At 66.0% G+C, this 13,590-nt stretch carries 15 protein-coding genes and 3 tRNA genes; 7 read left to right on the forward strand and 11 right to left on the reverse strand.

Translation table 11 applies throughout. From position 1 onward, the window contains the following. Positions 1 to 77: 77 nt before the first annotated feature. From csrA to ACCQ04_RS08710, 3 genes are all read left to right on the forward strand, one after another. Positions 78 to 290, forward strand: a complete 213-nt coding sequence (gene csrA / locus ACCQ04_RS08700; protein WP_024939585.1) for a carbon storage regulator CsrA — start codon at positions 78 to 80, stop codon at positions 288 to 290. 83 nt (positions 291 to 373) lie between these two features. Next, positions 374 to 466, forward strand: a tRNA-Ser gene (locus tag ACCQ04_RS08705). A 236-nt stretch (positions 467 to 702) separates the two neighbouring features. Continuing rightward, positions 703 to 2,670 (forward strand): methyl-accepting chemotaxis protein, encoded by a 1,968-nt coding sequence (locus ACCQ04_RS08710; protein WP_180969674.1) that lies wholly within the window; start codon positions 703 to 705, stop codon positions 2,668 to 2,670. A gap of 177 nt (positions 2,671 to 2,847) precedes the next feature. Here ACCQ04_RS08710 and ACCQ04_RS08715 read toward each other — a convergent pair whose 3' ends face one another. Next, entirely contained in the window at positions 2,848 to 3,549 is a 702-nt protein-coding gene (locus tag ACCQ04_RS08715; protein WP_046342365.1) for a pirin family protein, read from the reverse strand. A gap of 134 nt (positions 3,550 to 3,683) precedes the next feature. Here ACCQ04_RS08715 and ACCQ04_RS08720 point away from each other — a divergent pair, with 134 nt between their 5' ends. Continuing rightward, positions 3,684 to 4,628 (forward strand): LysR family transcriptional regulator, encoded by a 945-nt coding sequence (locus ACCQ04_RS08720; RefSeq protein ID WP_226426424.1) that lies wholly within the window; start codon positions 3,684 to 3,686, stop codon positions 4,626 to 4,628. 44 nt (positions 4,629 to 4,672) lie between these two features. Then, positions 4,673 to 5,668 (forward strand): DedA family protein/thiosulfate sulfurtransferase GlpE, encoded by a 996-nt coding sequence (locus tag ACCQ04_RS08725; RefSeq protein ID WP_226426423.1) that lies wholly within the window; start codon positions 4,673 to 4,675, stop codon positions 5,666 to 5,668. Positions 5,669 to 5,814: 146 nt separating this feature from the next. Here ACCQ04_RS08725 and ACCQ04_RS08730 read toward each other — a convergent pair. From ACCQ04_RS08730 to ACCQ04_RS08775, 10 genes are all read right to left on the reverse strand, one after another. Beyond that, positions 5,815 to 5,891: transfer RNA gene (locus tag ACCQ04_RS08730), tRNA-Arg, on the reverse strand. Between the two features lie 109 nt (positions 5,892 to 6,000). Next, positions 6,001 to 6,077: transfer RNA gene (locus tag ACCQ04_RS08735), tRNA-Arg, on the reverse strand. Positions 6,078 to 6,117: 40 nt separating this feature from the next. Then, complete coding sequence (locus ACCQ04_RS08740) at positions 6,118 to 6,999, reverse strand: alpha/beta hydrolase family protein (RefSeq protein ID WP_226426422.1); 882 nt, start codon at positions 6,997 to 6,999, stop codon at positions 6,118 to 6,120. Next, positions 6,996 to 7,805 (reverse strand): bifunctional hydroxymethylpyrimidine kinase/phosphomethylpyrimidine kinase, encoded by an 810-nt coding sequence (gene thiD / locus ACCQ04_RS08745; protein ID WP_226426421.1) that lies wholly within the window; start codon positions 7,803 to 7,805, stop codon positions 6,996 to 6,998. The genes ACCQ04_RS08740 and thiD overlap by 4 nt, the downstream gene beginning before the upstream one ends. Before the next feature lie 38 nt (positions 7,806 to 7,843). Then, complete coding sequence (locus tag ACCQ04_RS08750) at positions 7,844 to 8,515, reverse strand: YoaK family protein (protein WP_184380180.1); 672 nt, start codon at positions 8,513 to 8,515, stop codon at positions 7,844 to 7,846. Between the two features lie 6 nt (positions 8,516 to 8,521). Then, complete coding sequence (locus ACCQ04_RS08755; RefSeq protein WP_184455731.1) at positions 8,522 to 9,004, reverse strand: hypothetical protein; 483 nt, start codon at positions 9,002 to 9,004, stop codon at positions 8,522 to 8,524. Continuing rightward, the gene (locus ACCQ04_RS08760) at positions 9,004 to 10,401 is read right to left on the reverse strand and encodes a PhoH family protein (RefSeq protein WP_024939790.1); all 1,398 of its coding nucleotides are present in this window, start codon (positions 10,399 to 10,401) and stop codon (positions 9,004 to 9,006) included. Before ACCQ04_RS08760 ends, ACCQ04_RS08755 begins: the two co-directional genes overlap by 1 nt. Before the next feature lie 82 nt (positions 10,402 to 10,483). After that, positions 10,484 to 10,966 (reverse strand): peroxiredoxin, encoded by a 483-nt coding sequence (locus ACCQ04_RS08765; RefSeq protein ID WP_047128581.1) that lies wholly within the window; start codon positions 10,964 to 10,966, stop codon positions 10,484 to 10,486. 37 nt (positions 10,967 to 11,003) lie between these two features. Further along, the gene (locus ACCQ04_RS08770) at positions 11,004 to 11,354 is read right to left on the reverse strand and encodes a ribonuclease E inhibitor RraB (protein ID WP_372358743.1); all 351 of its coding nucleotides are present in this window, start codon (positions 11,352 to 11,354) and stop codon (positions 11,004 to 11,006) included. Between the two features lie 13 nt (positions 11,355 to 11,367). Then, on the reverse strand, positions 11,368 to 11,994 hold the full coding sequence (locus tag ACCQ04_RS08775) for a glycine cleavage system transcriptional repressor (protein ID WP_002813792.1): 627 nt from the start codon (positions 11,992 to 11,994) through the stop codon (positions 11,368 to 11,370). 92 nt (positions 11,995 to 12,086) lie between these two features. Here ACCQ04_RS08775 and dapA point away from each other — a divergent pair, with 92 nt between their 5' ends. Together dapA and ACCQ04_RS08785 are read left to right on the forward strand one after the other, a co-directional pair. Beyond that, the gene (dapA, locus tag ACCQ04_RS08780; RefSeq protein WP_226426420.1) at positions 12,087 to 12,995 is read left to right on the forward strand and encodes a 4-hydroxy-tetrahydrodipicolinate synthase; all 909 of its coding nucleotides are present in this window, start codon (positions 12,087 to 12,089) and stop codon (positions 12,993 to 12,995) included. A 16-nt stretch (positions 12,996 to 13,011) separates the two neighbouring features. Next, positions 13,012 to 13,530, forward strand: coding sequence for a hypothetical protein (locus tag ACCQ04_RS08785; RefSeq protein WP_372358744.1), 519 nt, complete (start codon positions 13,012 to 13,014; stop codon positions 13,528 to 13,530). Positions 13,531 to 13,590 lie beyond the last annotated feature (60 nt).

Here is a 13,590-nt window from a genome sequence, read left to right on the forward strand (position 1 = left end):
CCCTTTACCTAGGGCGCGCCTCGTCAGTCGGCCGCCGATGCTGGTGGGAAACCCACCGGTCCCAGGAGATTTGCAAAATGTTGATCCTCACTCGCCGGGTAGGCGAAACCTTGATGATCGGCGACTCGGTCACTGTGACCGTACTCGGCGTCAAGGGTAATCAGGTGCGTATCGGCATCACCGCACCGAAAGATGTTGCTGTACACCGCGAGGAAATCTATCAGCGGATCCAGCGTGGGGATGAGCCGGTCGCTTCCGGTGCGCATCAAGGCGACGATTCTTCGAATTGATCGTCATAAAGGGTTTACGTTAGCCCCTCTTACCCGGTATTCTTCGCGGCCTGCAACGGACACCGCGGCAGGACGCAAAAACTGGAGCGATGCCCGAGCGGCTGAAGGGGCTCCCCTGCTAAGGGAGTATAGGGTCAAAAGCTCTATCGAGGGTTCGAATCCCTCTCGCTCCGCCAGTGTTTCAAACGCCCGCAAATCCCTGATTTGCGGGCGTTTTCATTTGTGCCGGCAGGTCAGTGACGGTCTGCAGTGGCATCGCTGGCGCCACGCTGGTGGCTGTGCCGGCCGCAGCATCTGAATTGCCACGAACGCGCTGCAGGCGGCGATTCAAGTAAGCCGGGCACGGGTCGCTAAGGCTGTGACACCTCTCTCGGATCTCACCCCGATGCGCCTACCGCCTCTGCTTGGACGCCTGTTTTCTTCCCGGAGCCGTGGGCTGCAGCACAAGGCCGATGCGGTGGACCGGGTGATGGCGGTGATCGAGTTCGATCTTGATGGCCGCATCCTGCATGCGAACCAGAATTTCCTGTCGCTGATGGGCTACCGGCTCGACGAAGTCGTCGGTCAGCATCACCGCATGTTCGTGACCCCCAGCGACCGCGACAGCGAAAGCTATCAGCAGTTCTGGCAGGCGCTGCGTCGTGGCGACTTCAACGCCGGGCGATTCTGCCGGCTGGACAAGAACGGGCGCGAGGTATGGATCAACGCTTCCTACAATCCGTTGCTGGATCGTGCAGGCAAGGCCTATCGGGTGGTCAAGTACGCCACCGACATCACCACGCAGGTCCGCCAGACCGCCGACTTCGAAGGCCGCATCGATGCGATCGACAAGGTCATGGCGGTCATCGAGTTTTCGCTGGATGGCACGGTGCTCGATGCCAACGAGAATTTCCTTGCGGTGATGGGCTACCGGCTCGATGAGATTCGCGGCAAGCACCATGGCATGTTCGTGGACGCGCAAACGCGTCAGTCGGCGGCCTATCGCGCGTTCTGGGAGAAGCTGGGACGCGGCGCGTTCGACGCGGGGCGCTACAAGCGCCTCAACAAGGACGGCAGCGAGGTGTGGATCCAGGCGTCCTACAACCCGGTGCTCGACGAGCACGGGCGGCCGTACAAGGTGGTCAAGTACGCCACCGACGTGACCCGTCAGGTGATCGATTCGGCCGACGCCGATGGTCGCATCCAGGCCATCGACAAGGTGATGGGCGTGATCGAGTTCGATCTGGAAGGGCACGTGTTGAGTGCCAACGACAACTTCCTGGCCATTTTGGGGTACTCCGCCGAGGAGGCGATCGGCCAGCATCACCGCATCTTCGTGGACGCAAACTACGGCGCCTCCGAAGACTATCGGCACTTCTGGGCGAAGCTGGCGCGTGGGCAATTCGATGCGGGCCGCTACCGTCGGCTGCGCAAGGACGGCAGTCCGGTGTGGATCCAGGCGTCCTATAACCCGATCCTGGATGTGTCCGGTCGTCCGTACAAGGTGGTCAAGTACGCCACCGATGTCACCGATCAGGTGCGCTCGGCCGAGCGCATGCGTCAGTTGATGCAGCAGACCATGAGCATTGCGCAGAACGTGCAGCGCGAGGCGCACCATATTTCGGTCAGCAACCAGGACCTGGTGAGCCGCTCGTCAACGCAGTCGGCAGCCGTGGCGCAGACCTCGACAACCATTGATCAGCTGGCAGAGACCGTACGCAGCAATTCCGACAGTGCCGGCTCGGCGCAGCGCATGGCGGAGGCATCGGCCGATGTTGCCCGACGCGGCGCTACCGTCATCGCCGACATGGTCAAGACCACGGCCGGCATACGCTCGGCTACCGATCGTATCGGCCAGATCATCGAGGTGATCGACGGCATCGCGTTCCAGACCAATATCCTGGCCTTGAATGCGGCCGTGGAAGCGGCACACGCTGGCGAGCAGGGGCGTGGATTTGCCGTGGTGGCGACCGAGGTGCGCAGCCTGGCGCAGCGCTGCAGTGTCTCGGCGAAGGAAATTCGCGGCTTGATCGACAATGCAGCCGACCAGGTGGGCGATGGTTCGCGCCTGGCCGAGCAGGCCGGGGCGGTGATGCAGGACATGGTCAGCTCGGTGCTGCGGGTCACCGCGACCGTGGAGCAGATTGCCGCTGCCAGTCAGGAGCAGGCGCGGGACATTTCCACCGCCAACACCGCGCTGCAATCGATCGGTGTGCAGGCGCGCGACCAGGCGCAGATGGTCGACGATCTGGCGCGCTCGGCGCGTGTGCTGGAAGCCGATGCCGATGCGCTGTTTGCGCTGGTCAATGGCGACAGCGATGGCGCGGCGGAGGCGGCTGCCGTGCGCAGCGAACCCGCGAGCAAGTCGCTTGTCAGGCCTGCCAAGCCGCAGGCGGCATGATCCCGCGCAGAGTGCTGCGCGGGATTGTCGATGCGCTGCGTCGTCGCAGCTGCCCTGCAAGCAGAGGTGAGTGAGCACAAAAAAGCCCGCCGGAAGCGGGCTTTTTGATATCGGCCGATCCCCAGTGCGCGGCGTGCCGCCTGGTCTGCGGCACGCCGTGCGCTTAGCTGGTGGCGCTTACCTCGGCAGATCGAACACCAGCACTTCCGCATCGCGTGCATCGGCCAGCACGATCTCCGGCTCGTCGGTGATCTGCAACGCATCACCGGCCGACAGCGCCTGGCCATTGACGCTCAGGCTGCCGCGCGCCACCTGTACGTAGCCGATGCGGCCCTCGGCCAGTGGCTGCTGCAGACGCACCTCGCCATCGAGGATCGAGGCATACAGGCGCGCGTCCTGGTGCAGGCGCAGCGAGCCGTGCTCACCGCCGGGCGAGGCGATCAGGCGCAGCTGGTTGCGCTTGCTGTCGGCATCGAAATGTTTCTCCTCGTAGCTGGGCTCGATGCCGCTGCGCTCGGGCATCACCCAGATCTGCAGGAAGTGCACCGGTTCGCTGGCGGAGTGATTGAACTCGCTGTGGGTGACGCCGCTGCCGGCGCTCATGCGCTGCACATCGCCGTAGTGCAGGACCGAGCCGGTGCCCATGCTGTCCTTGTGCTCCAGTGCGCCACCCAGCACGTAGGAAATGATCTCCATGTCGCGGTGGGCATGGGTGCCGAAGCCTTCGCCCGGAGTCACCTTGTCTTCGTTGATCACCCGCAGCGGGCCGATGCCCATGTGGCGCGGGTCGTGGTAACTGGCGAAGGAGAAGGTATGGCGCGAGGACAGCCAGCCATGTTCGGCGCGGCCACGGGTTTCGCTCTTGCGGACATTCAACATGCTGCTTCTCCTTGAAAGGGTTGGTGTCGCCAGGGAATGAGTCGGTGTCCCGGCGGCTTGGTGGCTAGTCTCTACCTCCGCGCCGGCGCCAAAAAGCGAGTAGATTTGGTCGCTACCATCGAAAAAATCGAACAATGAAGATCAGCCTGGAAGCACTGCAGATTCTGGATGCGATCGACCGCCGCGGCTCGTTCGCGGCCGCGGCCAAGGTGTTGTTCAAGGTGCCGTCGACGATTTCCTACACGGTCTCCAAGCTGGAGGACGATCTGGGCGTGCAGCTGTTCGAGCGGGTCGGGCCGAAGGCGACACCGACCCAGGCCGGGCGCGAACTGCTGCGCGAGGGGCGGCAGCTGCTGCGGGCCGCGCAGGAGCTGGAGGTGCGGGTCCGGCGGGTGGCGTCGGGCTGGGAGTCGGACTTTGCGATCGGTCTGGATGCGATCCTGCCGGTGGCCTTGCTGCAGGCGCAGATCCTGGACTTCTACACGGTGGCCGACAGCACCCGCCTGCGCGTGGTGAGCGAATCCTTGTCCGGCAGCTGGGAGGCGTTGCTGGATCGGCGCGTGGACCTGATCGTGGCGGCGGGCGAGGGGCCGAGCGGTGGTGGCTATGTGGCCGAGGCGATCGGCACGCTGGGCTTCGTGTTCGCGGTGGCCTCCACGCATCCGCTGGCGGGCGCCGGCCTGCTGGGCGCGGCCGAGCTGGCCGAGCACCGTGCGATCGCAGTGGCGGATTCGGCGCGGCGTCTGCTGCCACGCACGGTCGGCCTGCTCTCCGCGCGCGATGTGCTCACCGTGCCGGACATGCAGGCCAAGCTGCAGCTGCAGCTGGCCGGCGCCGGTTACGGTTTTCTGCCCGAGCCGTATGCGCGCGGCGCGCTGCAGGACGGCCGGCTGTGCGCGCTGCAGGTGGAGACCCGTAAACCTGATGAAACCTTCTACCTGGCGTGGCGGCCGGGCGAGGAGGGCGAGGCATTGGGCTGGTGGCGGCGCGCACTGCGCCGCGATGGACTGTTCGATGGCTGGTTGCAGTCGCTTGCCGAAACGTATCGTTCCGTCGCCGCCGGGCAGCCGCGTGCGTGAGGAAGGGCGGATAATGGGCCCTCGCCGTCGCGCAGGGTCGCCGCATGCAAGGCTTGATCGAACAGTACGGATTGGCGCTGGTCTTTGCCAACGTGCTGGCGTTGTCGCTGGGCCTGCCGGTGCCGGCGCTGCCGACCCTGGTGCTGGTCGGTGCCGGCTACGCGCTGCAGGGCGGCAGTGACGCCTGGCTGGCCGGATTGCTGGCGTTGGCTGTGTCGGTGCTGGCAAGTCTGCTCGGTGACCTGGCCTGGTATCTGGCCGGCCGCCGTTTCGGCAATCGCACCCTGCAGTCGCTGTGCCGGCTGTCGCTGTCGCGCGATACCTGCATGAAGAAGACCGAGCGGTTCTTCTCGCGCTGGGGTGTGCGGGTATTGGCGGTGGCCAAATTCGTGCCCGGTCTGTCGATGGTCTCGGTGCCGATGGCCGGTGCGATGCGGGTGCGCCCGGCGGCATTCCTGCGCTACGACGCCCTGGGTGCGTCGCTGTGGGCGTTCGTCGGGCTGAGCCTGGGCGCGCTGTTCGCGCATCAGGTGCAGGACGTGCTCGCGTTGCTGTCGGATCTGGGCTCCGGTGCGGTGGTCGTGCTGGCCGCGTTGCTGGCCTGCTATGTCGGCTGGCGTTGGTGGCGGCGGCATGCCTTGCTGCGCTCGCTGGAGCACGCACGTATCGCGGTAGACGAGCTGGTGCCGCTGCTCGATGGCGACGAAGCGCTACGGCCGACGGTGCTGGACATCCGTGCGCCGGGCCATCGCGATCTGCAGCCGTACACGATTCCCGGCGCGGTGTTTGCCGACGAGCGTCAGCTTGCGCAGATCCTGGCCAGCGTGCCGCGCGATCGCAGCGTGGTGATTTATTGCGCGTGTCCGGACGAGGTGTCGGCGGCGTGGTTGGCCGGCCGGATGCGCGAGCGCGGATATGGCGACGTGCGGCCGTTGCTGGGTGGGCTGGATGCATGGCGCGACGCCGGGCATCCGGTGACCTCGCTGCTGCCGGTGGCGGTGGTTGCCCGTACCGATGATGTGCTGGGCGCAATGGCCTGACCGCAGTGACGCGATGTCCTGCGGCGGGCGTGCTGGTCTTTGGCAGTTGCTGCGTCGCGTTCGCTGCGTGGTAACAGCGCGGCCACGCCATGCGCTCGAACGACAGGCAAAAAAAAGACCAGCAAGCTGGTCGTTTTCTTCAAGATTGGTGCGCCCGGAGAGATTCGAACTCCCGACCGCCTGGTTCGTAGCCAGGTACTCTATCCAACTGAGCTACGGGCGCATTATCTTGTTTTGACTTGCATTTCCAACTTGCAGATCCGTCGCAATGCGATCGGACCCTTGTAACTAAAAAGACAGCGGTTGAAGGCTGTCTCTTATTGTTCTGAAGATGGTGCGCCCGGAGAGATTCGAACTCCCGACCGCCTGGTTCGTAGCCAGGTACTCTATCCAACTGAGCTACGGGCGCGTCGTCAGGAGCGGAATTATGCGGATGCCCGGAGTCCTCGTCAATCCCTTTGTGACATTCGATTGTCGCTACCCTCATCGCCAAGACACCGGCGCAGCGCGGCGGCCACGGCGGCAGGCGTCTTCATCCATGCGAAGTGATCGCTGCGCGCGCCCAGTTGCGCATCGTCCAAGGCAACACGTTCGGCACGTGCCTGCGGCATTTTCTGCAGCAAGGCCTGCAAGGCGCCGGGCGGGCCGAAGCGGTCGCGTGCGAAGGTCACTGCGCTGATCGGCATGTCGAGTTGGCCCAACGCCTGCTCGAGATCCCACGATGTGCCTGCCGCACGATAGCGATTGCTGCGACCGACCTGCGCCCAATCGGCGATCAGGCTGCGCGCCTCGGTGCCGCCGAAACCGAGCCTTCGCCCGTGCAGCACGCCTTGTGTGCGTGCCAGCCATGGCAGCAGCCGGAAGATCAGCGGCAGGCCGTAGCGCATCGGCACCGGAAAATTGCGCCAGTACGGCGAGCCGCTGGCGACCAGCCACAGCTGCGCAATCCGTGCCGGCTGCAGCGCGGCATGGCAGCAAGCCAGTTGGCCGCCCAGGCTATGACCGCCCAGCACGCACGGCAGTTGCGGGTCATGCAGGTCGAGCAGCGCGCGGCTGGCAGGGATATCGTCGGCAAGCAGCGTGCGATAGCCCCAGTCGTGCTCGCGCGAGGGGCGCAGGGTGCTGCTGCCGTTGCCGCGCCACTCGTGCAGATACACCGCAATGCCGGCGCTCGCCAGGGCGTGCGCGAACGGCTGGTAGTGCCGGGCGGCAACGCCCAGTGCCGGCAGCCACAGCAGGCTGGCGATCGGCCGCGCCGGTGCGTGGCGCAGCACCTGCCAGGCATGTCCATCCGCTGCGGTCACGGCGAGCGTGCTGGCCTGCACGCTCATGGGCTGGGCGCGGCGCCGAAATGGTCCAGCACCAGCACCTCGCTGTTACCGGGGCTGTGGCCAAGGCGGATGGCGCGCGCGATGTAGTCGATGGCCGCTTCGCAGGCGTTGAGCAGGGACAGGCCCTGGCACAGCTGCGCGGCAATGGCCGCCGACAGGCTGCAGCCGGTGCCATGCGCATCGACCTGCAGGCGCGGATGCATGAACACGTCCTGGGTGACACCGTCATCGAAGCGGTCGATCACCCGCGCGCCCTCGTGCAGGTGACCGCCCTTGAGCAGTACCGCGTTGGCGCCGAGTTCGAGCAGGGCGGCGGTGGCATGCTCGGCGGCGTCGGCATCGTCGATGCGGCGGCCGGTCAGCAGTTCGGCTTCGGGCGTATTCGGTGTGATCAGCGTGGCCAGCGGCAGTAGACGCGCGCGCAGGGCCTCCAGCGCGGCGTCTTCGAGCAGGCGGGCGCCACTGGTGGACACCATCACCGGGTCGAGCACCACGAACGGTGGGCGATGGGTTTCGAGCAGATCGGCCACGCAATGGATGACCTCGGCGTTGGCGAGCATGCCGAGCTTGACTGCCTGAATTTCGAAGTCCGCAAAGCAGGCATCGATCTGCGCCCGCAGAAACGCGACCGGGGGGATATGCACGGCAGTGACGGCGCGGGTGTTCTGCGCGGTCAATGCGGCGATCGCCGACAAGCCGTGCACGCGGTGCGCGGCGAAGGTCTTGAGGTCGGCCTGGATGCCGGCACCACCGCCGGAATCGGAGCCGGCGATGGTCAGGGCGGACAGCGTGCTGGACGTGGTCATGGGGGGGATTCTGCACTGCTGTCTGGCGGATGTGCGGATCAGCGCGTGCGCCAGCGACGCCACTGCAGGTAGCCAACGTAGCCTGCACCGGTCACTCCGGTCAGGCTGGCTGGCAGGTAGAGCGCGTCGTAGTGCCAGCGCTGGAACAGCCAGGTGCCGAGCATGCTGCCGCCGAGAAAGCCGCCGATGATCAGCCCGCTCAGCGTGAGCCGGCGCACCTGCAGCGGGCGCCCGCGCAGCAGATGCCCCAGGCCGATGCCCAGGTCGGTGAACATGCCGCTCAGATGGGTGGTGCGGACTGCGGCGCCGCTGAGGGTGGTGGCCATGGCGTTCTGCAGGCCGCAGGCGCCTGCGGCGACCAACGCGCCGCCGACATGGTGCAGCTTGAACAGTGGGATTGCGGCCAGCAGCAGCAACGCTTCGAGCAGCAGCGCCGCGCCGTAGCGCTGTCCCAGCCGCAAGACATCGTCCTGGATGATCAGACCGCTGAGCATGGCGCCTGCGCAGAAGGCGATCAGGATGCCCCAGAGAAAGCCGATCTCCGGTGCGCTGTTCTGCACCAGGGCCACGCCGAGCAGGCTGGTGGTGCCGGTGAGGTGGCTCACCACCTGATGCTCGGAGCCCAGGTAGCCGACCACGTTGACCATGCCGGCCACGCCCGATAACGCCACCGCGCCGATCCAGACCCAGCGCGGCAGCAGCAGGCCCATCGCGGGTCAGGGCGTACCGTTGACGGCGATCTGCGAGAACGCGCCGGTTTGCGGATCGTACAGCGCCCCCCAGAAGGCGCTACCGCCATCGCACACCCGGATCGCTTCCTTGGCCGGTTTCACCGGCGGATCGTTCGGGAGTTTGAAGGCGTTGATGTAGATCAGCTGCTGGCCCTGGACCACCACGCCCACGTACTGGCGATCGAAATCGCGCGGCTCGGGGATGGTCGGCGTCAAGGCATCCTGCCTGGATTCGAGCTGTTCGATCTGCTGCTGGCTCGGTGTCCAGTAGCCGGTGACCTGGCCCGAATGCCGCGCCGGGCTGTCGCGCGAGCAGGTGTCCAGCACCTGCTCGGCGATGCCCTGGCGGGTGATGACCCAGGACTGCCCGTTCTTGAGGTTGGTCGGCACGCTCGCTGGCGGCGGCGCGGTCGCGCAGCCGGCCAGTGCCATCACGGCGAGTGCCGCCGCGCCGCGCAGCCTGTGCATCACAGCACCTCCGAGGCGAAGTCGGCCAGACGCGAACGCTCGCCGCGCCGCAGCGTGATATGCGCGCTGTGCGGCCAGGCCTTGAAGCGATCCACCGCATAGGTCAGGCCAGAGGTGGTTTCGGTGAGGTAGGGCGTGTCGATCTGTTCGACGTTGCCCAGGCACACGATCTTGGTGCCGGGGCCGGCACGGGTGATCAGTGTCTTCATCTGCTTGGGAGTGAGGTTCTGCGCCTCGTCCAGGATCAGGTAGCGCGACAGGAAGGTACGCCCGCGCATGAAGTTCATCGAGCGGATCTTGATGCGGCTGGCGAGCAGGTCGTTGGTGGCCGCACGCCCCCAGGCGCCGCCGTCCTGGTTGTGGGTGAGCACTTCCAGGTTGTCGGTCAGTGCGCCCATCCACGGCGTCATCTTTTCTTCCTCGGTGCCGGGCAGGAAGCCGATGTCTTCGCCGACGCTGACGGTGGCGCGGGTCATGATGATTTCGCGGTAACGCTGCTGATCCATCGTCTGCGCCAGGCCGGCGGCCAGGGCGAGCAGGGTCTTGCCGGTACCGGCGGTGCCGAGCAGGGTGACGAAGTCGATTTCCGGATCCATCAAGGCATTGAGCGCGAAGTTCTGCTCGCGGTTGCGCGCCACGATGCCCCAGACCGCATGCTGGCCGCTGCGGAAATCGTCGACCAGGCACAGCGTGGCCTTGCCGCCGCCGACCTTGGCCACGCGCAGCTCCACTTCGTCCTCGCCCGGCAGGTACAGGTACTGGTTCGGATACCAGTCTTCGTCCTCGGCCAGCACGATCTCGTAATGGGTGCGACCACGCTCGTTCCAGCTGCGCAGGTCCTGATTGTGCTTTTCCCAGAAGTTTTCCGGCAGCTCGATGGCGCCGGTGAACAGCAGGCTGAAATCGTCCAGCGCGCGATCGTTCTGGTAGTCCTCCGCATTCAGGCCGCTGATGTAGGCCTTGATGCGCAGGTTGATGTCCTTGGACACCAGAATGACCGGCACATCCGGATGCTCCTCGCACAGCGCCAGCACCGACGCCAGGATCTTGTTGTCCGGGATCATCGCGCCGAAGGTGCGGCCCGGGTCGATCGGATGGATCTGGAAATACAGCCGGCCGATCGCCGCCTGGCCCTTGAGCTGGATACCCTGCGGATGGCTGAGCAGGATGCCGGCCTGGATCTGCTCGGCATTCGTGTTCTCCAGCAGTTCGTCCAGGAAGCGGCTGACCTGGCGCGCATTGCGGCTGACTTCGGACGTGCCCTTCTTGGCGTTGTCGAGTTCCTCGATCACCTGCATCGGCAGGAACACGTCGTGTTCCTCGAATTTGAACAGCGCGGTGGGATCGTGCATCAGCACGTTGGTGTCCAGCACGTAGATGCGCTTGCCTCGGGTCATTGGGTCTTCCAAGTGATGGAGCAGGGGCGAGCCATCACGCCTGCAGGGCAGGGTGATGGAGGACACGGGAAACCAGGGGGCGTCACTGTCTGGCGTGCGCCTTCAACGCGGCCAGCACGGCGTCGGCGTGGCCGGCGACCTTGACCTTGCGCCAGGCCTGCACCACCACCCCTTCGGGCGACAGCAGGAAGGTGCTGCGCTCGATGCCGAGCACCTGCTTGCCGTACATGTTCTTTTCCTTGATCACATCGAAGGCGCGGCACAGGGCCTCGTCGCCATCGCTGACCAGCGGGAAGGTAAATCCCTGCTTGGCGCAGAAATTGTCGTGCGACTTCACCGAGTCGCGCGAAACGCCCAGCACGACCGCGCCGGCCTGGGTGAACTGCGGCAGCAGCGCGTTGAAATCCAGGCCCTCGGTGGTGCAGCCGGGCGTGCTGTCCTTCGGGTAGAAGTACAGCACCACCCATTTGCCGGCGTAGCCGCGCAGCGTGGTACTGGTGCCGCCGGACAGCGACAGTGGCAGGTCGAAGCTTGCAGCGGGTAGTTCGAATACAGCGTCGGTCATCGTTGCTCAGCCCTAAGTGGAGGGGCGTACGGCGCGGTCAAGCCGGGCCGACGTCCATCCCATCATAAGCAGCCACGTGGAAACGTTTGGCAAGCACATCGAACTGCGCATTGCGCTGATTCAGCGACTCGATGGTGTGCTGTTCCAGCTTGTCCACGTGCAGGAAATAGGACTCTTCGTCGTCGCCATCGTCTTCGTCGCGTTCGCCCAGGAAGATATCGATGACCCGATAGCCGTCCCGGGTCAGTTGCTCGGCGAGGTGTTGCAGCGGTTGCTGCGCCGGGTCGGCGAAGAAATATTCCCAGCGCAACGGCCCGTCGAGATTCCAGTCGGTCTCGGAGCGGATGTGCTCGAACATCTGTTTCAGGGCGGAAAGGGCAATGGCCATCGGAACGTCTGCCTCAGAACTTCATCGGGTCCATGATCGCGTCGAGATTGAGGTGATCACAGAATTCCAGGAAATCATCGCGCAACGCGGCGATGTGCATGTTGGCCGGCACGCCGATGGTCACCTGCGCCGAGAACATCTCCGCGCCGGTCTGCATGGCGCGGTAGCGCGTGCTCTGCAGGTTCTCGATGGTGATGCCCTGGCGGTCGAAGAAATCGGCCAGCTGGAACAGGATGCCCGGCTTGTCGGCGGCGATGACTTCGACGATGTAGGGCAGCAGGTTGGACTGGGTCTGCTTGGGGCCGGTGCGGTACCACACCAGCTTCAGGCCTTCCTCGCGCTCGAGCCGGGTCAGCATCGCTTCGAGCTTGGCGACCGAATCCCAGGAGCCGGTGGCCAGGGCGGTGACCGAGACATCGCGCCCCACCGTGGCCAGGCGGGCGTCCACGAGATTGCAGCCGCTGTCGGCGATGCGGCGGGTGACGGGCAACAGGGGGGACTCCGGATGCGTCGTATAGGCGTTGATCAGGAGGTGGTTTTCGGTCGGCGAAGGCCGGGGAGTCGAGTCGGTCAAAGGGGCTTCCGGCATTGCATCAGGCTGAATGGCCGCCCGGGCAGGCGCCCTGGCGGTGACCAGCATACTTGCCCGTGGTTTCGCGCCGCAAGTAACATGCAGGCGGCCACAACCCGCGTGCGCGCGGGCCTTTCCTGTCACGTAAGAGCAGCAGAATCTTGTCCCTTTCCGGCATCATCACCGCGCTGGCGACCCCTTTCGGTCCGGACGGCGCACTCGACCTGGATGCCTGGCGGCGGTTGCTGGAACAGCAACTGCACGGCGGCGTGCAGGGAATCGTCGTCGCCGGTTCCACCGGCGAGGCCGCGGCATTGAGCGACGAGGAGTACGACACCTTGTTGCGCGCCGCCGTCGCGCAGGTGGCCGGCCGCGTGCCGGTGCTGGCCGGTACCGGCCTGGCGGGCACCGCCAAGACCATTGCGCAGACGCGCCGCGCCGCGGCGTTGGGTGCGCAGTACGCGCTGGTGGTGACGCCGCCGTACGTGCGTCCGACCCAGGCCGGGCTGCAGGCACATTTCCAGGCGGTTGCCGACAACGGCGGGCTGCCGGTGGTGCTGTACAACGTGCCCGGCCGCACCGGATGCGATCTGTTGCCGGAGACGGTTGCCGCACTGGTCGGCCATCCGAATATCGTCGGTATCAAGGAAGCGCGCAGCGAGCCGGAGCGCGTCGCCGCGCTGGTGGCGCTGCGCAGCGAGTCCTTCGTCGTGCTCAGCGGTGACGATGGCAGCGCCGCGCAGGCGATGCTGTCCGGTGCCGACGGGCTGATTTCGGTGGCGTCCAACGCGTTGCCGTCGGCGTACCGGCGGCTGTGCGATCTGGCCCGCGATGGTCAGCGCGAGGCGGCCACCACGTGGGACGCACGCCTGAGCGAGTACCACAGTTTCTGCGGGATCGAATCCAATCCCATCCCGGTCAAGGCGCTGCTGCAGCGCGCCGGGATCGGGCACGGCCTGCGCCTGCCGTTACTGCCCCTTTCTGCGGCGCACCAGCCTGCCGCCGACCGCCTTGCCGCCGACGCTGTTGCGTTGGAAGCGCTTTCCAGCCGCGAAATGCTCGCGGCCTGACCCAGGAGATTTATCGATGCGTCATTCCGTTTCCCCCGTCCGCGTGCTCTCGCTCGCGTTGCTGGCGACCGCCACCGTCGCCGCCACGAGCGGTTGCAGCTGGTTCCACAAGGGCGCACGCGGTGACTACGCGCTGGCCCCGGAAGCCCGTCCGCTGGAAGTGCCGCCGGATCTGAACCTGCCCGACACCTCCGGTGCGATGAAGGTGCCGACGCTGGCATCGAGCGCGCAGCAGAACACTTCGGCGCCACCGTCCGCCAGCGCCAACAGCGGTTTCACCTTGCCGGGCGAGCGCGACGAGGTGTTCGCCAAGGTTGGCGCGGCGCTGGCCGACATTCCCGGCCTGACCATCGCCAGCAAGGCGCAGATGCTCGGTTCCTACGACGTCAGCTACGAAGGCTCCAGCTTCCTGGTGCGCGTGGTGAAGGTCGAAGCCGGCAGCTATGTGTCGGCGGTGGATCCGCGCGGCATGCCGGCCACTGCGGCAGCGCCGGTGGCGGTCATCACGGCGTTGAAGGGCAAGCTGGGCGGCTGAGGCCGCTGCAGCAACTGCAGACAGCAGAACGGGCGCTTCGGGCGCCCGTTTTGCGTTCTG

This window comes from Xanthomonas sp. NCPPB 2866 (assembly GCF_041475745.2).
In the GTDB taxonomy this organism is placed as follows: Bacteria; Pseudomonadota; Gammaproteobacteria; order Xanthomonadales; family Xanthomonadaceae; genus Xanthomonas; species Xanthomonas arboricola.